The sequence below is a fragment of the Afifella sp. YEN Y35 genome (assembly GCF_047553465.1).
Taxonomy (GTDB): domain Bacteria; phylum Pseudomonadota; class Alphaproteobacteria; order Rhizobiales; family Afifellaceae; genus Afifella; species Afifella aestuarii.
This window is the reverse complement of sequence record NZ_CP180203.1, coordinates 2,429,163-2,448,276: the sequence shown is the minus strand read 5'-3', so window position 1 is coordinate 2,448,276 and position 19,114 is coordinate 2,429,163. Positions and strand designations below refer to the sequence as shown.

Annotated in this window: 18 protein-coding genes; 7 read left to right on the top strand and 11 right to left on the bottom strand. The window is 64.4% G+C overall.

Annotated elements, in window-relative coordinates:
- Positions 1-21: 21 nt before the first annotated feature.
- Genes nadC through nadA form a run of 4 tightly spaced genes read right to left on the bottom strand, consistent with a single transcriptional unit; the run spans position 22 to position 4,065 of the window.
- Positions 22-876 (bottom strand): carboxylating nicotinate-nucleotide diphosphorylase, encoded by an 855-nt coding sequence (nadC, locus tag ACK8CP_RS11650; protein WP_414831889.1) that lies wholly within the window; start codon positions 874-876, stop codon positions 22-24.
- Positions 860-2,488, bottom strand: a complete 1,629-nt coding sequence (locus ACK8CP_RS11645) for an L-aspartate oxidase (RefSeq protein WP_414831888.1) — start codon at positions 2,486-2,488, stop codon at positions 860-862. Before ACK8CP_RS11645 ends, nadC begins: the two co-directional genes overlap by 17 nt.
- A 1-nt stretch (position 2,489) precedes the next feature.
- Entirely contained in the window at positions 2,490-2,954 is a 465-nt protein-coding gene (locus ACK8CP_RS11640; protein ID WP_234629465.1) for a GNAT family N-acetyltransferase, read from the bottom strand.
- Positions 2,955-2,976: 22 nt separating this feature from the next.
- A complete protein-coding gene (gene nadA / locus ACK8CP_RS11635; RefSeq protein ID WP_414831887.1) occupies positions 2,977-4,065 on the bottom strand; it encodes a quinolinate synthase NadA in 1,089 nt (362 codons plus the stop codon).
- A gap of 295 nt (positions 4,066-4,360) precedes the next feature.
- Between nadA and ACK8CP_RS11630 the strand changes: the two genes are divergently transcribed.
- A complete protein-coding gene (locus tag ACK8CP_RS11630) occupies positions 4,361-5,965 on the top strand; it encodes a phage minor head protein (RefSeq protein ID WP_414831886.1) in 1,605 nt (534 codons plus the stop codon).
- Positions 5,962-6,528 (top strand): contact-dependent growth inhibition system immunity protein, encoded by a 567-nt coding sequence (locus ACK8CP_RS11625; RefSeq protein ID WP_414831885.1) that lies wholly within the window; start codon positions 5,962-5,964, stop codon positions 6,526-6,528. The genes ACK8CP_RS11630 and ACK8CP_RS11625 overlap by 4 nt, the downstream gene beginning before the upstream one ends.
- A gap of 142 nt (positions 6,529-6,670) precedes the next feature.
- Here the strand turns inward: ACK8CP_RS11625 and glyS are convergent, their stop codons facing one another.
- The 6 genes from glyS to ACK8CP_RS11595 form a co-directional block, all read right to left on the bottom strand.
- Positions 6,671-8,788: a glycine--tRNA ligase subunit beta gene (glyS, locus tag ACK8CP_RS11620; protein WP_414831884.1), complete on the bottom strand. Its 2,118-nt coding sequence runs from the start codon at positions 8,786-8,788 to the stop codon at positions 6,671-6,673.
- Positions 8,789-8,797: 9 nt separating this feature from the next.
- A complete protein-coding gene (locus ACK8CP_RS11615; protein ID WP_414831883.1) occupies positions 8,798-9,277 on the bottom strand; it encodes a hypothetical protein in 480 nt (159 codons plus the stop codon).
- A gap of 1 nt (position 9,278) precedes the next feature.
- Positions 9,279-10,217 (bottom strand): glycine--tRNA ligase subunit alpha, encoded by a 939-nt coding sequence (locus tag ACK8CP_RS11610; RefSeq protein WP_092809197.1) that lies wholly within the window; start codon positions 10,215-10,217, stop codon positions 9,279-9,281.
- Positions 10,218-10,340: 123 nt separating this feature from the next.
- On the bottom strand, positions 10,341-11,213 hold the full coding sequence (locus ACK8CP_RS11605) for a 4-(cytidine 5'-diphospho)-2-C-methyl-D-erythritol kinase (RefSeq protein ID WP_414831882.1): 873 nt from the start codon (positions 11,211-11,213) through the stop codon (positions 10,341-10,343).
- 155 nt (positions 11,214-11,368) lie between these two features.
- Positions 11,369-13,189 (bottom strand): tetratricopeptide repeat protein, encoded by a 1,821-nt coding sequence (locus ACK8CP_RS11600; protein ID WP_414831881.1) that lies wholly within the window; start codon positions 13,187-13,189, stop codon positions 11,369-11,371.
- Between the two features lie 124 nt (positions 13,190-13,313).
- Positions 13,314-14,330 carry a polyprenyl synthetase family protein gene (locus ACK8CP_RS11595; protein WP_234629457.1) on the bottom strand — a complete coding sequence of 339 codons (1,017 nt, stop codon included), beginning with the start codon at positions 14,328-14,330 and terminating at the stop codon, positions 13,314-13,316.
- Between the two features lie 157 nt (positions 14,331-14,487).
- Between ACK8CP_RS11595 and ACK8CP_RS11590 the strand changes: the two genes are divergently transcribed.
- The 5 genes from ACK8CP_RS11590 to ACK8CP_RS11570 all read left to right on the top strand — a co-directional run bounded on the left by ACK8CP_RS11590 (position 14,488) and on the right by ACK8CP_RS11570 (position 17,223).
- A complete protein-coding gene (locus tag ACK8CP_RS11590) occupies positions 14,488-14,724 on the top strand; it encodes a DUF2007 domain-containing protein (protein ID WP_128292416.1) in 237 nt (78 codons plus the stop codon).
- A 3-nt stretch (positions 14,725-14,727) separates the two neighbouring features.
- On the top strand, positions 14,728-15,498 hold the full coding sequence (locus ACK8CP_RS11585) for a tRNA1(Val) (adenine(37)-N6)-methyltransferase (protein WP_414831880.1): 771 nt from the start codon (positions 14,728-14,730) through the stop codon (positions 15,496-15,498).
- Between the two features lie 91 nt (positions 15,499-15,589).
- A complete protein-coding gene (locus tag ACK8CP_RS11580) occupies positions 15,590-16,432 on the top strand; it encodes a S49 family peptidase (RefSeq protein WP_128292418.1) in 843 nt (280 codons plus the stop codon).
- 4 nt (positions 16,433-16,436) lie between these two features.
- On the top strand, positions 16,437-16,625 hold the full coding sequence (locus ACK8CP_RS11575) for a hypothetical protein (protein ID WP_092809203.1): 189 nt from the start codon (positions 16,437-16,439) through the stop codon (positions 16,623-16,625).
- 7 nt (positions 16,626-16,632) lie between these two features.
- Positions 16,633-17,223, top strand: a complete 591-nt coding sequence (locus ACK8CP_RS11570; RefSeq protein WP_414831879.1) for a Uma2 family endonuclease — start codon at positions 16,633-16,635, stop codon at positions 17,221-17,223.
- 156 nt (positions 17,224-17,379) lie between these two features.
- Here the strand turns inward: ACK8CP_RS11570 and ACK8CP_RS11565 are convergent, their stop codons facing one another.
- Positions 17,380-19,044, bottom strand: coding sequence for an electron transfer flavoprotein-ubiquinone oxidoreductase (locus ACK8CP_RS11565; protein ID WP_414831878.1), 1,665 nt, complete (start codon positions 19,042-19,044; stop codon positions 17,380-17,382).
- Positions 19,045-19,114 lie beyond the last annotated feature (70 nt).

The following is a 19,114-nucleotide window of genomic DNA, read 5'->3' as shown; positions in this document are numbered from 1 at the left end:
TTCGTCAGGCCAACAAGTGCTTTAGAGCGCAATATCGAGGCCGAGATCCAGTATCGGAGCCGAATGCGTTATAAAACCGGTGGAGATATAGTCGACGCCGGTTTCCGCGATCGCCCCGACCGTGGCGAGCGTGATGCCGCCGGAGGCTTCCAAGGTGGCGCGACCGCGCGTCATCGCCACTGCTTCGCGCAGTGTCGGCGGACCCATATTGTCGAGGAGAATGACGTCGGGGCCTTCTTCCAGGGCCTCTTCAAGCTGTTTGAGCGTGTCCACCTCGACCTCGATCCGGACCAGATGTCCGGCGAATTCCTGAGCGCTGCGAATGGCTTCTCTGACCCCTCCGGCAACTGCAATGTGGTTGTCCTTGATGAGGATTGCGTCGTCGAGACCGTAGCGGTGGTTTGAACCGCCGCCGCAGCGAACCGCGTATTTCTGGAAAGACCGCAGGCCCGGATGGGTTTTGCGGGTGCAGGTGATCCGCGCCTTGGTGTGGGCGATGGCGGCTGCAAATTCGGCGGTCGCGGTCGCAACGCCCGAGAGGTGGCAGAGGAAATTCAGCGCCGTGCGCTCGGAAGAGAGGAGCGCGCGGGCATCGGCCGAGATCTCTGCGATGGCGGCACCGGCTTCGAGCCGGTCGCCATCGGTCGCGCGCGGCTGAAACTCTGCGTCCGGGTCCATCAGAAGGACGGCCTTGCGGGCAAGCGCGAGGCCGGCGAGCGTGCCGGCGGCGCGCGCCCCGATGGTGGCCGTCGCCCGGCGGTCCGCAGGGATCGTTGCCTGCGACGTAATGTCACCCGCACGCCCGAGATCTTCTTCAAGCGCCGCACGCACGGCTTTCTCGACGATCAGGTCTGGAAGCTCAGGCGAGGTCGGCATGACGGGATGTCTCCTGGAAAGCGGCGATGGCGCCCTTGGCGATCGCATCGGCCTTGGCGAGCGTGAGAAAGCGCCGATGCGCCTCTTCGGGTTGCGGATGCGGAAAGTCGGAGCGGAAATGCGCGCCGCGGCTCTCTTCGCGGCGAAGGGCGGCCACGGCGATGAGCTTGGCGGCGGTCAATGAGTTGAGGAGACTCGGCTGCCGGGCCGTCGCCCGGATCGCGTCCATTTCGGCGAGTGCGGCTTCAAGTCCCTCGCGGCTGCGCACCACGCCGACCGCGGCATCCATGAGCCGGCGCAGCCGCTCAAGCAGCGCGTCTTCGTTCGGAAGCCCGGCGGCCGTATCGGCCGTCGATTCGTCCGACCAGCGCACCATGCGGTGATTGGGCAAAAGCCCCTGCACGTCTTCGGCGATGCGCGCGGCAAAGACGACGGCTTCCAAAAGCGAGTTGGAGGCAAGCCGGTTGGCCCCGTGCGCGCCGGTGGAGGACACCTCGCCACAGGCCCACAAACCATCGAGGGAACTGCGGCCGAGCCCGTCCACATGGATGCCGCCCATATGATAGTGGGCGGCCGGCGCGATCGGGATCGGCGTCACGCGCGGATCGATCCCCGCCTCCATGCAGGCGGCAAAGACGGTCGGGAAGCGTTCGGGAAATTCCGCTCCCACGGCCTCGCGGCAATCGAGGAAGGCGCCCCGGCCGGAATGGCGCGCCTGGTGCACCCCGCGGGCCACGATATCGCGCGGCGCGAGCTCGCCCGCCTCATGGATGTCGAACATGAAGCGGTGACCGTTGCGGTCGACGATGGCCGCACCTTCGCCCCGGAGCGCCTCCGTGGCGAGCGGGGCCGGATCGCGACCGACATCGACCGCGGTCGGGTGGAACTGCACGAATTCCGCATCCGCCACGAGCGCGCCTGCGCGCGCGGCCATGCCGAGGCCTTCGCCGCGCGCCTCCTGGGGGTTGGTGGTGACGGAGTAGAGATGGCCGATACCGCCGGAGGCGAGCACGATCGCTCGCGTCGGCAACAGCATGCGCGCCGAAAGCCCTCCGCGGCGATCGCGGGCAATGAGCCCGGTGACGTAGGAGCCTTCGGCCTTCAGGCTTTCGGCGACGAAACCTTCCAGGACGCGGATCGAGGAGGTCTCGCGCACCGCTCTGATGAGTGCCTGCATGATGGCGGCGCCGGCGCTGTCGCCGCCGACCCTGACCACCCGGCGATGCGAATGCGCGGCCTCGCGGGAGAGCGTGAGCCTGCCCTCGAGGTCGCGGTCGAAAGGCACACCATAAGACAGAAGGTCGTGGATGCGGGCGGCGGCCTCTTCCGCCATGCCGCGGGCGATGGCGCCTTCGACAAGGCCGGCGCCGGCCGCGATCGTGTCCGCCACGTGGTTTTCGACCGTGTCGCCCGGGTCCATGGCGGCTGCGATGCCGCCCTGCGCCCAGCCGGAGGACGAGCCTTCACCGATCGGCGCGGCCGTGATGATGGTGACGGGCCGCGGCGCGAGTTTCAGGGCGCAGAAAAGACCGGCGAGGCCGCCGCCGACGATGACGACGTCGTCGATGCCGGCCCAGGATTGCGGCGGGAAGGGGTGTGGGGAAAGGCTCACCTCAGGAAAGCCGCTTCGACATCGGCTGTGCCTTGGCGAAGTCGATCGCCTTTCCGTGTTCGCCCTCATCCGTCCAGCCGGCCGAGCGATAGAAACGGTGCGCCGTCGCCGTACTCGTCAGCCGCGCCTCAACGATACCTTGTTTGCGCATTTCCCCCTCCATATGGGCAAGCATGGCTTTGCTCGCGCCGGAAAAGCGTGCTGCGGGTCTCACGTAGTTGAGAAGGATCTCGGCACCTCTGAAGGCGCCGACGCAGACGATCTCGCCATCCTCCTCAGCTACGAGGAAGGTCGAGGCGGGATCTTTGATCCATCCCGCCACGATGCCGGGCGCCTTGTTGGCCGTCCATCGTTTGATATTGGCGGGAATGCCGCCGTGATCGGCTTCGCAGAGGCCGGTGATGGATGCGATCAAGACGTCGCTCACTGCCTCTGCATCGCCGGGCTTTGCCCTTCTGATGCGCATGCCGAAGCCCTCACGGCAGAACTCAGCTCTTCAGATTGACCATGCGCTCCACCGAGCGGCGAGCCTTTGCCGCCATCATCGGGTCGAGGACGACCTCCTCGCTCATATAGACGAGGGTATCGAGGATCTTCGGCAGCTGGATGCGCTTCATATGCGGACAGAGATTGCACGGGCGCACGAATTCCACCCCCGGCGCCTCGCTCGCGACATTGTCGGCCATGGAGCATTCGGTCACCATCAGGACCTTGCCGGGGTTTTCCTTCTGCACCCAGCCGATCATCTTGGCCGTCGAGCCGGTGAAATCGGCTTCGGCCAGAACGTCGGGCGGACATTCCGGATGCGCGATGATGCGGATCGACGGATCGGCCTCGCGGTAGGCGCGCAGCTCGTCGCCGGTGAAGCGCTCATGCACCTCGCAGGCCCCGTTCCAGGTGATGATCTTCACATCCGTCTGTGAGGCGACCCAAGCGGCGAGATACTGGTCGGGCAGCATGATCACCTCTTTGGCGCCGAGGCTTTCCACCACTTCGAGCGCGTTGGAGGAGGTGCAGCAGATGTCGACCTCTGCCTTCACGTCGGCGGTCGTGTTCACATAGGCGACGACCGGCACGCCCGGATGCGCCTCGCGCAGAAGCCGCACATCGTCGCCGGTGATGGAGGCGGCGAGCGAACAGCCGGCATGGCTGTCGGGAATGAGCACCGTCTTTTCCGGGCAGAGGATCTTCGAGGTTTCCGCCATGAAGTGCACGCCGCACTGGACGATGATCTCCGCCTGGGATTTCGCTGCCTCCTGCGCGAGCTGCAGGGAATCGCCGACGATATCCGCAACGCCGTGATAGATCTCCGGCGTCTGGTAATTGTGGGCGAGGATGATGGCCCCGCGCTCCGCCTTCAGGCGGTTGATGTGGTAGACGTAAGGCGCGTGCACCGGCCATTCGATCGCCGGGATGACATGGCGCACCTTCTCGTAAATCGGCGCCGTCGCTTCGGCGATCTCCGGCGTGTAGGCGAGATCCGGGTAAGGCTTCACGCCGTAGCGATCGGCCGCCGTGTCGAGCGAAACATTCCCGCCCGTGCCGATTGCGGCCGCTGCGCTGGAACCCTGAACCATACTCGCCCCTCCCGTTTATATGTTTATGCTCAATTTGAGCATAAGATGGGCCAAACAAAAACCGGCAGTGCCGGATGCGACTCAGATAGGGGCGAAATCAACGCCGTGCAAGACGGTTGACGCAACGTCGTCATGCACAAAGTGCGCGGCTCGGCGGCCGCGATCACCCGAAAGGAGCGAGAAACCGCCGTTTCCTGCCCATTGAGACGCGGCCATTTCCACGGCCGCCATTCTTATCCCCGCCTCTCAAACCTCCCGCACACTTCGCGCCGTCGATGAAGTGCGGTGAGAGATTATGCTTCAGGTTGAGCGAGCGCTGCCTGAATTCAAGGCGAACCACTACGCAGCCCGGCTGCAGCTCCAGGCGCTCGAGACTGCGCACTCCGTCCGTCGGGAGAATTTCACCAAGAGCTTTGCCGAACCGGCTGCCGCACGGCGGCGCTTTGCGGCGCGCCTCAATGCCGAGATTCACCGCAACGCCGCCATGCTGCGGGCCGCCTTCGTGCGTGCCTACGCCGAGACGCGGCCCGGCGCCCGTCGCACGCCAGGCCGCATCGACCTGCCGGATGTCAGCTGGCTCAAGGACGAGACGCTCGCCGAATGGGATCGCCGTCAGAAGGCCGCCGAGCGCCGGCTGGGCAGCGAGCCAGAGCGGCGTCAGGCCGTTCTTGCGCGCGTCGAAGACACGTTGTTTCGCCGCTTTGCCGGCCGCCTCAACGAGGTGCAGCAGCATGGCCTGGGCATCGATCGCTATGTCTGGTGCTCGCGCGACGATGCCCGCGTCCGGCCCGCACATGCCGAGAACGACGACAAGGTCTTCTTCTGGGAGGAGCCGCCGGAGGAGGGTCATCCGGGCGTGGCCTACAATTGCCGCTGCTGGGCCGAACCGGTCATCGAGCCGATTGCCGATGATGCCGCGCCGCCCGACACCGGCCTGCGCTACCGCCTCAGCCTTGCCGCCGCTGCGGTCGCCGGAATCGTCGAAGCCGTCCGCGATGCCGTCCTCGACAGCGTTCGCTCGGTCGGCGAAGCCGTCGAAGAGGTGCCGGCGGCGCGCCGGTTGGTCTTTCTGCTACGCCGTGAGGCACGGGGCGAGCTTTCCGATGCTGAGCGTGCCGAGCTCGAAGGCGTGCGCGACGCCGCCCGTGCCAGGGCAGAGACCTTCTTTCGTGACGCTCCGGAGCTCGCAAAGGCGCTCGGCGCCTATCTGCTTGCCCTGCAGAAACGCCCGGGTCTTCTCGAGGACGCCTACCGCCAGGGTCTCGCCACCCGCGAGGAGGTCGAGGCGGCCTATCGCGAGCGCGCCTATGTCGACACGCTCGTCCTTCTCAACGTGCCGCCGCCGTTCCTCGCGCTGCGTGCCGGCAAGCTCGTGGGCCTGCGCAATCTGGCTGGCGATGCGAAGGTGTTGGCTGAGGCAATCACGCGGGAAGCCGCTCGCCTTCGCCGCCTCCTTGGCCATGTCGGTCACAACATCGTCGACAATCCGGGCATCGTCTGGGGCCGCGGCATCAAGGAGCAGGGAATTCCCTGGGAGGACGCGCTGGAAGCGACCGGCCAGTTCGGCCAGAGGCTGCCCAAGAATTACAAGACGATCGATTTTTACGACCCCGTCACCAAGACAGCTACGAGCGCAAAAACTCTTGACACAAGGGCAGCGGGATATTCGCAGAATCCAAGTAAAATTTTCACCGCCATCAAGAGATATGTCGATAAAATGCAGTCTTTCGATGGAAAGGAGGATTTACGACGAGGCTTCGAGGTTACGGAGATCCAGAGGAAGAAAATCGAGCTCGCAGTTCCCGAAGGCACGACCAGAGAGCAGATCGTTCAGCTTCGACGTGCCGTGAGGTATGCTGAGGGTCAGGGGGTTGAACTCAAGGTGACTTTCATAAAATGAACCGTGAACGCGCTATCGAGCAGCTCAGAGCCAGGATTCTCCGAGAACGACGGTTCGAACCTAAGCCATCCCCTCCGAAAGAGCGGAAGAGGGCGAAAATCCACGCATTCCTGACTCATACTCTGATTTTCTCCCAGGCCGTCTACAGCTCAGTCCACGCGGACCCGGACGGATATGACAAGCGATTCCCGCCCGAAATGCCCGCAGCTGAGATCGGACGAGAAGCGCGGGAGGCGCTTCAAGCGAGCCGGTTCATTACGCCGGACCACCCGGAATGGGAGCGGCTCATTCGATTTGGCTCGGATGAAGAGATTCGAGCAGATGTTGCACGGGAGATGGCTCATGCGCGCGTCAGGACGCAAAAGGCGCTTTTTGAAGGCTCAGGCTCGGTCAGTCTGACGTTGCAGGACGGCCGGATATCCGTCGATCCGTGGCGCTATGCGGGCCGTGGCACTTGGGAACCCGTCCCCGGCATCAAGCCGACCATCCTCCCCGAAAGTGTCTCCGACGAGGACCTCGGCGCGGCGATCAACGCGGCGCTGGAGGTGAGCCGGAATGCGTGAGGGGGCCGGGGGGCGGCCTGAGCGGCCGCTCGCAGTGGTGTTGAAGCTTTCCTGCGGCGGGCGAGGGCGCTTCTGGTGATGTACCGAGCGGTTCGCGGCGGCGCTGCGGCCGCCGCCGTTCCCCTCGTCCTGCCTTGCGCCCTCAGCCGCCGATCTTGGAAAAATCGGCGACGCCGTGCATCGCTTCGCGGATGCGGTTGAGGAGTTTCAGCCGGTTTTCGCGCAGTTTCGTATCTTCGGCATTGACGGTCACATGGTCGAAGAAGGCATCGACGGCCGGGCGGAGCTCGGCGAGAGATGCCATCGCGCCTGAAAAATCCTCAAGCTTCAGATGCTTTTCGACATGCACCTCGACGCTTTCGATGACGGCGAGAAGCTCGCGCTCGGCCGCTTCGCCCTTCTCGTGAATGAGGGCGTGGTCGGGCTCGCCCGTGTAGCTCTTGCCGTCCTTCTTCTCCTCCGCGCGCAGAATGTTGGCGGCGCGGCGGTAGGAGGTGAGGAGGTTCTGGCCGTCGTCGGAGGCGAGAAGCCCGGCAAGCGCCTCCACGCGGCGCACGATCATGAGAAGATCGTCCTGCCCGGGCAGTGCGAAGACGGCATCGATCAGATCGTGGCGAGCACCCTGATCGCGCAGATGCACTTTGAGGCGGTCCGCGAAGAAGGCGAGGAGATCGGCAGATGTCGTCTCGTTCAGGCGCTTGGAGAAGAGCGGCAGAAGCGGCAGCCTGAGCCCGTTTTCAAGCACGATGCGGATGACGCCGAGGGCGGCACGACGGAGCGCGAACGGATCTTTCGAGCCGGTCGGCTTTTCGTCGATCGCCCAGAAGCCGGTCAGCGTGTCGAGCTTGTCGGCGAGTGCCACCGCCATGGCGACAGGTTCTGTGGGAACGGCATCGCCTGGGCCCTGCGGCTTGTAGTGGTCGCGGATCGCATCGGCGACATTGGCAGCCTCGCCCTGCGCTCTGGCGTAATAGCGGCCCATGACGCCTTGAAGCTCCGGGAATTCGCCGACCATGCCGGTCGGCAGATCCGCTTTGGCGAGCTTTGCAGCGCGTTCGGCTTCTCCGGCCTTGGCGTCGACCACCGGGGCGAGCGCGCCAGCGAGCGTCGCGATCCGGGCGACACGCTCCGCCTGCGTGCCGAGCTTGTCGTGGAAGGTGACGGCCTCGAGTTTTGCCCCCCATTCGCCGAGCGGCGTGGCGAGATCCTGCTCGTAGAAGAAACGGGCGTCGGACAGGCGGGCCGCGATGACGCGCTCATTGCCGGCAATGATCTCCTTGCCGCCGTCGCGCGCCTCGATGTTGGAGACGAGCAGGAAGCGGTTGGTGAGCGCGCCGTCCGCTCCGCGCAGCACGAAACACTTCTGGTTCTGGCGGATGGTGAGGCGGATGACCTCTTCGGGGATCTCCAGAAAGGCCTCGTCGAAGCGACCCATCAAAACGACGGGCCATTCGACAAGCCCCGCCGTCTCGTCGATGAGCCCGGCATCCTCCACCACCTCGAAGCCTTGCGCGAAGGCAAGGTTCTTGGCTTCCGTGGCGATGATGTTGCGGCGCCGTTCCGGGTCGAGGACGACTTTGGCGGCCTCAAGCTTCGGCACGTAATCGTCGAAGCGACGCACGCGGATGGCATCCGGCGCCATGAAGCGGTGGCCGTAGGTGACGTTGCCGGATTCGATGTCGCCGACCTTGAAGGGAACGATTTCGGGGTCTTCCGTCTCCGGGCCGAACATGCACAGGATCGAGCGCAGGGGCCTCACCCAGCGCAGCGAGCCGGTGCCGAGCGCGTCGGCCGCGGCAAAAGCGGAATCCTTCGGCGCGGAGGCCGCTCCCCAGCGCATCGATTTCGGCCAGGGGAAGTTGCGGATCACCTGCGGCAGGAGCTCCGCCACGATCTCTTCGGCGGCCCGGCCGGGCTTTTCGATGACGGCGACGTAGAAATCGCCCTTCTTCGGGTCGCTCTCGATCTTCGCGTCGTCGATCGAGGCGAGACCGGCAGAGCGCAGGAAGCCTTCGAGCGCCTTTTCCGGTGCGCCGACGCGCGGACCTTTGCGCTCTTCCTTCACGTCGGCGGAACGCGCCGTCACACCGTGAACGGTGAGCGCCAGGCGGCGCGGAGTGGCGAAACCCTTGGCGCCCTCATAGGTGAGGCCGGCCTCGACGAGACCGTCGGTCACGAGGCGTTTCAGATCCTCGGCGGCACGCGCCTGCATGCGCGCGGGAATTTCTTCAGAGAAGAGTTCGATGAGAAGGTCGGGCATGGGATCGGATCAATGGTCATCGCCCGCCGCCGGGGTCGCCGGGGCGGGCTCAGCGGCGTCGTGCGGCCGCGAGGAGAAACTGAAGTCGACGGCTTCCAGATATTGCGGCAGATCCGTGTCGGTCGCCTGGAAGACGACACGCATGATCATGTTGTAGCCGCTGACGTATTCCTTCATCCGCTCCAGCATGCGCTGCATGGCGAAATCGTCGAGCGGCACGACGAGACGGCTCATCTTGTCGCGCAGCCGCAGCTCCAGACGCTGGTTCGCGTCGCGCTTGACGATGGCGAGACGCGCCGATCGCTTGACGAGCGGTTCGTCGCCGATGCGGTAGGCGATCTCGCCCAGCGCGTAAGCCGCTTCGCTCTCCATGCGGCCGGAGCGGTTGAAGCGAAAGGTCGCCGTCCAGCTGTCGCAGGAGAAGATCATCGGCACGCGCGTCGGCGAGGTCACTCCCGCCTCTTGCGGCTCGGTCTCGGTTTCAGCCATCTCAGGCGCCTCCGGCCTCGGTCATCAGCCAGGCCTCGCCGCAGGCGATGGCGAGGGAGCGGACCCTCAGGATGTAGTTCTGCCGCTCCGTCGGCGAAATCACGCCGCGGGCATCGAGAAGATTGAAGACGTGGCTCGCCTTGATGCACTGGTCATAGGCGGGAAGCACCATCCGGTGCGGACCGCCGTTGCGCGCCGCCTCGTCCCGCCCGGCCGCGAGCAGCGCTTCGCATTCACCCTCGGCGTCCTGGAAATGGCGCAGAAGCTTGCCGGTGTCGGCATGCTCGAAATTGTGCCGCGAATATTCCTGCTCCGCCTGCAGAAAGACGTCGCCATAGGAGACCCGCTCCGCGCCTTCGCGGCCGTTGAAGTTGAGGTCGTAGACGTTGTCGACGCCCTGCACATACATGGCGAGACGCTCAAGCCCGTAGGTGAGCTCACCGGAGACGGGGGCGCAATCGACGCCGCAGACCTGTTGAAAATAGGTGAACTGCGAGACTTCCATGCCGTCGCACCAGCATTCCCAGCCGAGCCCCCAGGCCCCGAGCGTCGGGCTTTCCCAATCGTCTTCCACGAAACGGATGTCGTGCACGGAGGCGTCGATGCCGATCGCTTCGAGAGAACCGAGGTAAAGCGCCTGCAGATCGGGCGGCGACGGCTTCAGGATCACCTGGTACTGGTAATAATGCTGCAGCCGGTTCGGGTTTTTGCCGTAGCGTCCGTCAGTCGGGCGACGCGAGGGCTGCACATAGGCAGCCTTCCACGGCCGCGGACCGAGCGATCGCAGGGTCGTGGCCGGGTGGAAGGTGCCTGCCCCCACCTCCATGTCGTATGGCTGCAGAATGACACAGCCTTTGTCGGCCCAGTAACGCTGCAACGTCAGGATCAAGCCCTGAAAGGAGCGCGTCGGGCTCATATGCGCGGGAACCGCTTCGTTCATCACCGGTAGCTCTTGGAAATAGTGGCCGTTGCCTGCCACGCGGAGGGCGAGGGGTCAAGCTAACCAAACGCCTGGGTGCACTCGAGCGCATCCTTTCGGCGAGGGAGGGTGTGGGTGCTGCTCTCAGCGAGCGAGGGTTGCGCGGACCCACCATTGCGGATGCGCGCGGGCAAGTGTCTCGGCCGCCGTGCCGGCCGCATCGAGCGTCTCATAGATCGCAAAGCAGGCCGAACCGGAGCCCGACATGCGGGCAAGGTGGCAAGGCGTCTTCGACAAAGCCTCTAGGACCTCTCCGATCGCCGGCTCGAGCGCAATCGCCGGGGCTTCGAGGTCGTTTGTCGTGGTCTTCAGGAAATCTGCGACCGCGCGCGCATCGCCCAGGTTGGCCGGCACTTCTGGGAGAGTGCGTCCGGGCGGCTGACCGAGGGTCTGAAACACCTTGCCGGTCGAAACCACCCGTGCCGGCCAGGCGAGCACGAGCGGCAGAGCGGGCAGGGAAGGCAGAAGCGTAATTTCTTCGCCGATTCCGCGCGCCCGCAGAGCCCTGCCGAAAAGCCCCATCGGGACATCGGCACCAAGCGTCGCCCCGAGCGCGACGAGTTCGTCCATCGACATTCCGACACCCCAAAGCTCCGCGAGAGCCAGAAGCGTGGTCGAGGCATCGGAGGATCCGCCCCCGAGCCCGGCGCCCGCGGGGATCTCTTTGGTGACGGCAATCTGCGCGCCCGTCCTGGCGCCTGACGCCCGCTTCAGCGCTTCGGCGGCGCGCAAGATGAGATTGTCCGCTCCATCCGGGACGATCTCCGCAAACCTGCCGCTTACCTCGAGCGCGAAGTCTTCGGCCGGGGCAAAGCTCAACGCGTCGCCGAGATCGGCAAAGACGGCGAGCGTATCGAGGAGATGATAACCGTCGTCCCGCTTTCCGGTCACATGGAGAGCGAGATTGATCTTGGCAGGTGCCGTGCGCACGAGGGCGGGAGGGAGGTTATCGTTCAAAGCTTCTCAGATGTAGCAGCCGGTCGGGGACCGCTCCAGCGCCGGTCGTGAGGCAGAAGAGCGCGATCTTTCATCGACCGAGCGGGCAGAGGAGACGGCTCGTCCGCCTTTCGGCCAATGGCCGGCAAGAAAGCCCTCCGGTCCAGACGAAACTCTCAGCGCGCTCCCGACGCCTGATCGGCAGGACCGCTGAAGGAGATCGGCTTGGCTGCTTTTGTCCGGCTCGAATCCTGTTCCGCCTCGGGTGTCGGCGTGATGCGCGGGGCGCTTTCCACCAGGCGCTCGGCAGCGATCTTGCGGTTGATCACCTCAAGCTCGGGGAGTTTGGCGCCAAGGTCGCGCGCATGGCGCCACTGAAACTGCGCTTCGAGCTTGCGACCGACTTTCCAGTAGGCGTCGCCCAGATGGTCGTTGATCACGGGATCCGCGGTCTCCAGGGAAACGGCGCGTTCCAACTCTTCGACGGCGTCTTCGTAGCGCCCGAGCCGGTAATAGGCCCAGCCGAGACTATCGACGATGAAACCATCATTGGGCCGGAGATCGACGGCTTTCTGGATCATGCCGAGGGCTTCGTCGAGATGCACGCCCTGATCGACCCAGGAATAGCCCAGGTAATTGAGAACAAGCGGCTGGTCCGGAAACAGTTCGAGGGCTTCCTTGAAGTCCGCTTCCGCCTTCGCCCATTGCTTCGCCCGCTCATAGGCGACGCCCCGGAAATAAAACAGGGTCCAGTTGCCCCGAGCCGGCTCGTCCAGATGCTCGATCGCGCGGCTGTAGATGTCGGCGGCTTCTTCGTATTTTTCTTTCGCGCGCTGCATGTTGCCGTAGGCGATGTAGGCGGCGAGATCGTCGGGATTTTTCCGGATCGCTTCCTCAAACGCCGTCTTCGCTTCGTCGATCCGATCCTGCTGCGCGAGAACGACGGCGGCTCGCAGAATGCCGACCGGGCGGAAAGGCGATTGCGCCGGGATCTGCTCCAGCACTTGGATTGCCTGATCGCCGAGACCGTTGCTGTCCAGGATATCGCCAAGAGACAGGGCTGCGAGACCGCCGCCGCTGTCGGGATCGATGTAGAGGGCGAGACGCAGATAGACGGCTGAAAGTTCAAAGCCGCCCTCCTGGCCGAGAGCGGTCCCAAGGCCGGAGAAAGCTTCAGCCGCACCCTCGACGGGCGTGTTCACCGCCTGCGTGACCGGCTTGCCGGATTCGATGTCGGCCATCGTGTCGATGGCGAGCGGGTTGCGCGGGGCGCGGTCGAGATACTCTTGCAGGATCTCTTTGGCTTTGTCCTTGTCGCCGGCGCGCGCCAGTTCGCGTGCATAGGCTTCCACGACGCGCACGGAATTGCCGTCCTGCTCGTAGGCCTTCGCGAAACGGGCAAGGGAATCTTCGGTGTTGCCGGCGACGTCGGCCATCAGGCCGGCATGGATGAGCTTGAACGGCTCGTACCAGCTTTCGCCTTCCAGACTGTCGACGAGGGCGATCGCCTCATCCGTTTTGCCTTGGCCCGTCAATGCCCAGGCTTTCAGGAGTGTCGCCGTCAGTGCAGCGAGCGCGCCCTGATCGTTGCCCTGAAGCGTCTTGATCGAGGCTGCGAACTTTTTCTGCTTGAGAAGATCCGCGGTGACGATGAAGCTCGCGATCTGACTGTCGGGCGCTTTCTTGACGAGGATTTTCGCCATAGGCAGCGCCGTTTTCAGATCGCCCTCAGCCGTGGTCAGGACGACGGCGCGCTCCAGCCAGGCCGCGTTGTTCGGATCCGCTTCATAGGCCTGCTGGTAGAACTCCGCGCCATGCGTGACGTCCTTGGTTTCGTCAGCCACCCGCGCGGCGAGAAATATCCCGGCAAGGCTCGTGAGCTCGACCGGATCGTCGTCGCTCTTGGCCGCTGCCATGGCGGGGGCCGCGAAGGCCGCGGCCAGCAGACAGGCCGCAACGAAAGGCCGCAAAGCTGGCACGGTCCGGAAAGATGTCATGCGGGATCTCCAGTTGGGGTCCACGGTCAAACAATTGGCTATCGCCGGCCCCATTAAATAGGCACCGGCAGGCTTGCCGGTACCCTGCCTTGCCCCCGCACTCGCAGAATTCCCAGTCCAGGACTCAATGAACGCGCGCCACGCAAAATTCAACTGCTTCCAGGAGAGCCGCCTTTTCCGGGCTCTCCGGGGCCGGGGCGAGAGCGTCGCGGGCCATGGCGCCGTAATGTTTCGCGCGATCGACCGTGTCGGCGAGCGCCGATGTTTCGGCGAGACGCGACATGGCGCCTGCTAGAGCCTCGTCGTCGGTCTGGCCTTCCACGAGGGTACGGCGCCAGAATTCGCGATCCTCCGGCGAGCCACGGCGATAGGCGAGCACGACCGGGAGAGTGAGCTTGCCCTCGCGGAAATCGTCACCGACATTTTTGCCGAGCGCTGGTGTGGCACCGCCGTAATCGAGCGCGTCGTCGATGAGCTGGAAGGCGATGCCGAGATTGGCGCCGAACGAACGGAAGGCGGCGCGGGTGGCGCGGTCGGCGCCGGCGACGATCGGGCCGACTTCGGCTGCAGCCTGGAAGAGGGCCGCCGTCTTGCCGCGGATCACCTCGAGATACTCGTCTTCCGTCGTTTCCGTGTTCTTGGCCGTGCCGAGCTGCATCACTTCGCCTTCGGCGATCGTGGCCGAGGCTTCCGAGAGCACGCGCAACGCATCGAGCGAGCCGACATCGACCATCATCTTGAAGGCCTGGCCGAGCAGAAAGTCGCCGACGAGAACGGTCTCTTTGTTGCCCCACAGAAGACGTGCCGTGCGCTTGCCGCGGCGGGTGTCGCTTTCGTCGACGACGTCGTCGTGGAAAAGCGTCGCCGTGTGCATGAATTCGACGGCGGCGGCGAGGCGGACATGGCCGTCGCCCTCATAACCGAGCGCCCGCGCGCAGGCGACGGTCAGCATCGGCCGCATGCGCTTGCCGCCCGAATCGACCAGATAGCGCGCCACCTCCGGTATCAGCGTGACTTGCGATCCAGTCCGCTCTAGGATCAGGCGATTGACCGCATCCATGCCGTCTTGCGTGCATTCCACAAGCGGTTCAAGCGAAGCCGTGCCTGCTTTCCGCTCTCCGAGCGAGAGGATAACGCCCAATTGACAACTCCTTGCTGTTTCAAAGGGTAGAACGGATAAGCCGCCGCGCAAAGGGACAGATTGCACGCGCCCTACAAGGCTGACGGAATCCAGGCAACTGCCCCCTTTTACACATGCCCCCTGATGACCCGCCCCTATATGACCGGAGCGTGACTGGATGGAAGAGCTTATCCGCACCAACGACCTCGCGCTGATCTCTTTTGTGGAGGCGCTTTTGCGAGATGCCGACATACGTTACTCCGTCGTCGACGCCAATATGAGCATCATGGAAGGCTCGCTCGGCATATTGCCGCGACGCGTTCTGGTCGATGCCTCGCGTCGCGACGAAGCGAAGGCGATCCTGCGCGATGCCGGGCTCGACAAGGAGTTTTCCCTCGGCCTCGGCAGCGATTGAGCGATGAGCGCAGACGAGAGGACGGTCGAGACGCACGGCTTTCTGGGGGCGCGGATCGCGCTCGTGAAACCGGCGAGCGGCCACCGGCCGGGATTGGACGCAGCCTTGTTGCAGGCGGCGGTTTCGCCGCAGCGAAAAGGCCTCTGCGTCGAGTTCGGCTGTGGCACCGGCGCCGTGGCGCTCTCGGTTGCAGCTCGCGCTGCGGAGCTTGAGGTCGTCGGCGTCGACATCGACGAGGTCGCGGCCCACCAGGCCGAGGAGGCGCGTCGGCTTCCGCCAAATCGGGCCTTCGCCGAGCGTGTGAGATTTGTGGCGGCCGATGTGACGGAGCCGCAACTCGGTGAGCGACTTCGTCCGGCCCGCGTCGATCTCGTCCTCATGAACCCGCCGTTCTATGCTGCTTGCGAAGTGAGCGCCTCGCCCGACCAGCGCCGCCGGGTGGCGCATCAGGCAGAGGTGGATCCTCTGCCGCGCTGGATTGCCGCGGCTTCGTCTCTGCTCGTCCGGAAGGGCGATATCGCCATCGTCCATCGGGCAGACCGGCTGGCCGCCATCTTGAAGGAACTCGCGGCTCATCGCTTCGGCAGCATGAAAATCCTGCCGTTCCATGCCCATGCAGGCGAGGCGGCGGGACGTGTGCTGGTTTCGGCCCGTCTCGAGGGGAAGGCACCGCTGGTGCTCGGCGCCGGCATCGTCCTCCATGAAGCCGATGGGGCGTGGACGCAGGCGGTCGGTGCGATCCTGCGCGGGGAGGCGGATTTCGGTCTTCTGTGAAGCGCCGAAGCGTCACGGCATCTGGCAAATTCTCGCGGCATGACCATCTTGCCGAGACGATCTTTGATGAATTTGAGAGTTTGGAAGACAGATGGCGAATTGGTTGCACAGTCTCCTGCCGGGCGTGTTCAAGGCTGAGCCCGTGGTTCCGGTCATCAGAATGTCGGGCACGATCGGCCGGGGCAGCCGCTTCCGGCCCGGGCTCACGCTCGCCTCGGTGGCGGGGCCGTTGAAAAAGGCCTTCGACAACAAGAAGGCCGAGGCCGTGGCGATCATCATCGATTCGCCAGGCGGCTCGCCGGTTCAGTCGCACATGATCTACAAGCGCATCCGCGCGCTCGCCGAGGAAAAGCAGAAGCGGGTGTTCATCTTCGTGGAGGATGTGTGCGCCTCCGGCGGCTATATGATCGCCTGTGCCGGCGACGAGATCATCGTCGACCCGGCCTCGATCGTCGGCTCGATCGGTGTGGTCTCGGCCGGGTTCGGCTTCGTCGATGCGATCCACAAGCTCGGCGTCGAGCGCCGCGTCTATACGTCGGGGGAATCCAAAGTGATCCTCGATCCGTTCCAGCCGGAAAAGCCGGAAGACGTCCGCCGCCTCAAAGTCATCCAGGAAGAGGTGCACGAGCTTTTTATCGATCTCGTCAAGAAGCGGCGCGGCAGCGTGCTCGCCGATGATCCCGAGATCTTTTCGGGGCTTTTCTGGTCCGGCAAGACGGCCGTCTCGCTGGGGCTTGCGGATCGTCTCGGCGATATGCGTCACGTGCTGCGCGAGAAGTACGGAGACAAGGTGCGCCTGAAACTCATCGGCGCGGAGAAGAGTTTCTTCGGCATGCGCCCCGGCCGCGTCGGTGCAGGTCTGGCCGCTGCGGCGGGCGAGGGCTTCCTCGATACGCTCGAAGAGCGTAGTCTCAGGCAGCGTTTCGGAGGTTAGAACGATGCCCCAGTTCATCGCTCTCGGATTGATCGCCGCCGGCGGCTATTACGCGTTCAAGGTCCTGAAACGGGAGATGGCGCGCGTCGATCGTGAGGTGCGCGCCGCCGAGAAGGTGCGGGCCGACGACCGTGGCGAACTTCTCGTGCGCGACCCTGAGACCGGCCATTATCGTCCGCGCGAGGAGCGGTGAGGGCGTCATGAACGCGCCGGCAAAGGCGGCAAAACCGGTCGGCTCGGGCCTGTGGACCGCCGATCAGTTTCTGGAATTCTACATGACGCGGCCGGACGAAGAGCGTTGGCAGCTCGTGGATGGCCTCGCCATGATGATGGTTCCCCCTGATGTCGAGCATCATAAGATCGGCAAACGCCTGACGCGGCTTCTGGACGATGCCCTGGCCACGAGCCATCCCGAGTGGGAAGCCTTCGAGGAAATGGGAGTGCGGATTGCCGGCGTTGCCGATTTCAATCCTGAGCCCGATGTCGTGGTCGTGCCCACAGCCGAAATTTCGGGACGTTATGCGACCATCTTCTTCCTGGCTGCGGAAGTGATTTCCCCGTCCAACACTGCAGAGATGATCGCCCGTAAGATCGAGCTCTATCAGCGCCATCCCGACAATCTCTATTGCCTCACCGTCGCGCAGGACGAGGTGAGGGTGCGGCTCTGGTCGCGTGAGACGGAATGGGAGATGACGGAGTTCACCTCCCTGGACGACAGGCTCTGTCTGCCGGCTTTCGGCTTCGATGCGACACTCGCCGAGATCTACCGCGGCACGAAGCTGGTCGGCTGAGGCTCATAGGACGTGAGGGTCGGGTCTGAGGCTCTTTGGGGCTTGGGATGACCTTCGGATGCCTCGCCGCTTTGGCCTCAGCGTCTGGAGGCTCGCGAAGCCCGCAGGTGGGACACAACCTGCGGGCCCGGTTTCGTCACCTCGCGGGATGCGCGCTCACATGCCGACGTAAATCGGCCCCTCGCCCCCCTGCGGCGGGACCCAGGTGATGTTGCGGTTCGGATCTTTGATGTCGCAGGTTTTGCAGTGGACGCAGTTCTGCGCATTGATGACGAAGCGCGGTTCGGCGCCGTCTTCCTGCACCCATTCGTAGACGCCGGCCGGGCAATAGCGGGCCGAAGGGCCGGCGAAGACGGCCCATTCGCTTTCCTTCTGCGTCATCGGATCGGACAGGCGCAGATGCACCGGCTGGTCCTCTTCATGATTGGTGTTCGACAAAAACACCGAAGAGGGCTTGTCGAAGGTGATGACGCCGTCGGGTTTCGGATAGTCGATCTTGGGGCATTCGGAAGCAGGCTTCAGGCATGCATAATCGGGCTTCTCGTGGCCCATCGTGCCGAAGAAAGAGAAGCCGAAGAGCGAGTTCGTCCACATATCGAGGCCGCCGAGCATCACGCCAAGGCGTGTGCCGAACCGCGACCAGAGCGGCTTCACGTTGCGCACCTTTTTGAGGTCGTGGCCGATTTCAGATTCGCGCCAGCTCGCCTCGAAGCTCTCCACCGTGTCCTGGCTGCGCCCTTCACCCAGAGCGCCGGCCACATGTTCCGCCGCCAGCATGCCCGACAGCATGGCGTTGTGCGTGCCCTTGATGCGCGGCACGTTGACGAAGCCCGCCGAGCATCCGATCAGTGCGCCGCCCGGGAAGACGAGCTTCGGCACGGACTGGATGCCGCCCTCGGTGATGGCGCGCGCGCCGTAGCTGATGCGCTGTCCGCCCTCCAGGAGGCTCTTGATCGCCGGATGCGTCTTGAAGCGCTGGAACTCCTGGAAGGGCTCCAGATGCGGGTTCTCGTAGTTCAGATGCACGACGAAGCCGATCGCCACCTGGTTTTCCCCGAAATGGTAGAGGAACGAGCCACCGCCCGTTTTGTTGTCGAGCGGCCAGCCGAAGGAATGCTGGATGAGGCCCGGCTTGTGCTTGTCCGGTTCGACTTCCCAGAGCTCCTTGAGCCCGATGCCGAATTTCGCCGGCTCGCGACCCTCGTCGAGCGCGAAGCGGGCGATCAGCTCCTTGGCGAGCGAGCCGCGGGCGCCTTCGCCGATCAGCGTGTAGCGGCCGAGAAGCGCCATGCCGGGCTGATAGGCGGGGCCCGGCTTGCCGTCGCGCCCGATGCCCATGTCGCCGGTCGCGACGCCAATGACGGCGCCATTGTCGTCGGTCAGAATTTCGGCGGCAGCAAATCCCGGATAAATCTCCACCCCGAGGGCTTCCGCGCGCGCCGCGAGCCATTGGGTCAGCCGTCCGAGCGAGCCGATATAGCTGCCGTGATTGCTCATGAGCTTCGGCATTAAAATGTTCGGCAGCTTCGTGGCGCCTTTCTCCGTCAGGTAGAGAAAGCGGTCCTCGGTGACATGCGTCGTCAGCGGGCGGTCCGGATCGTCGCGCCAGTCGGGGATGAGTTTGTCGAGGCCGATCGGGTCGATGACCGCGCCGGAAAGAATATGGGCGCCGACCTCGGAACCCTTTTCCAAGACCACGACGGAGATTTTTTCGTCGAGTTCCTTCAAGCGGATGGCCGCTGCAAGTCCTGCCGGTCCAGCTCCGACGATGACAACGTCGTATTCCATGCTCTCACGTTCGGGCGTCTCGGCGGCTTCCATTCTTTTCTCCAGATGAGAGTGGGGGCCCAAGGGATAAAACGTCGTCCCGCTCAAATTCAATGCAAACCCG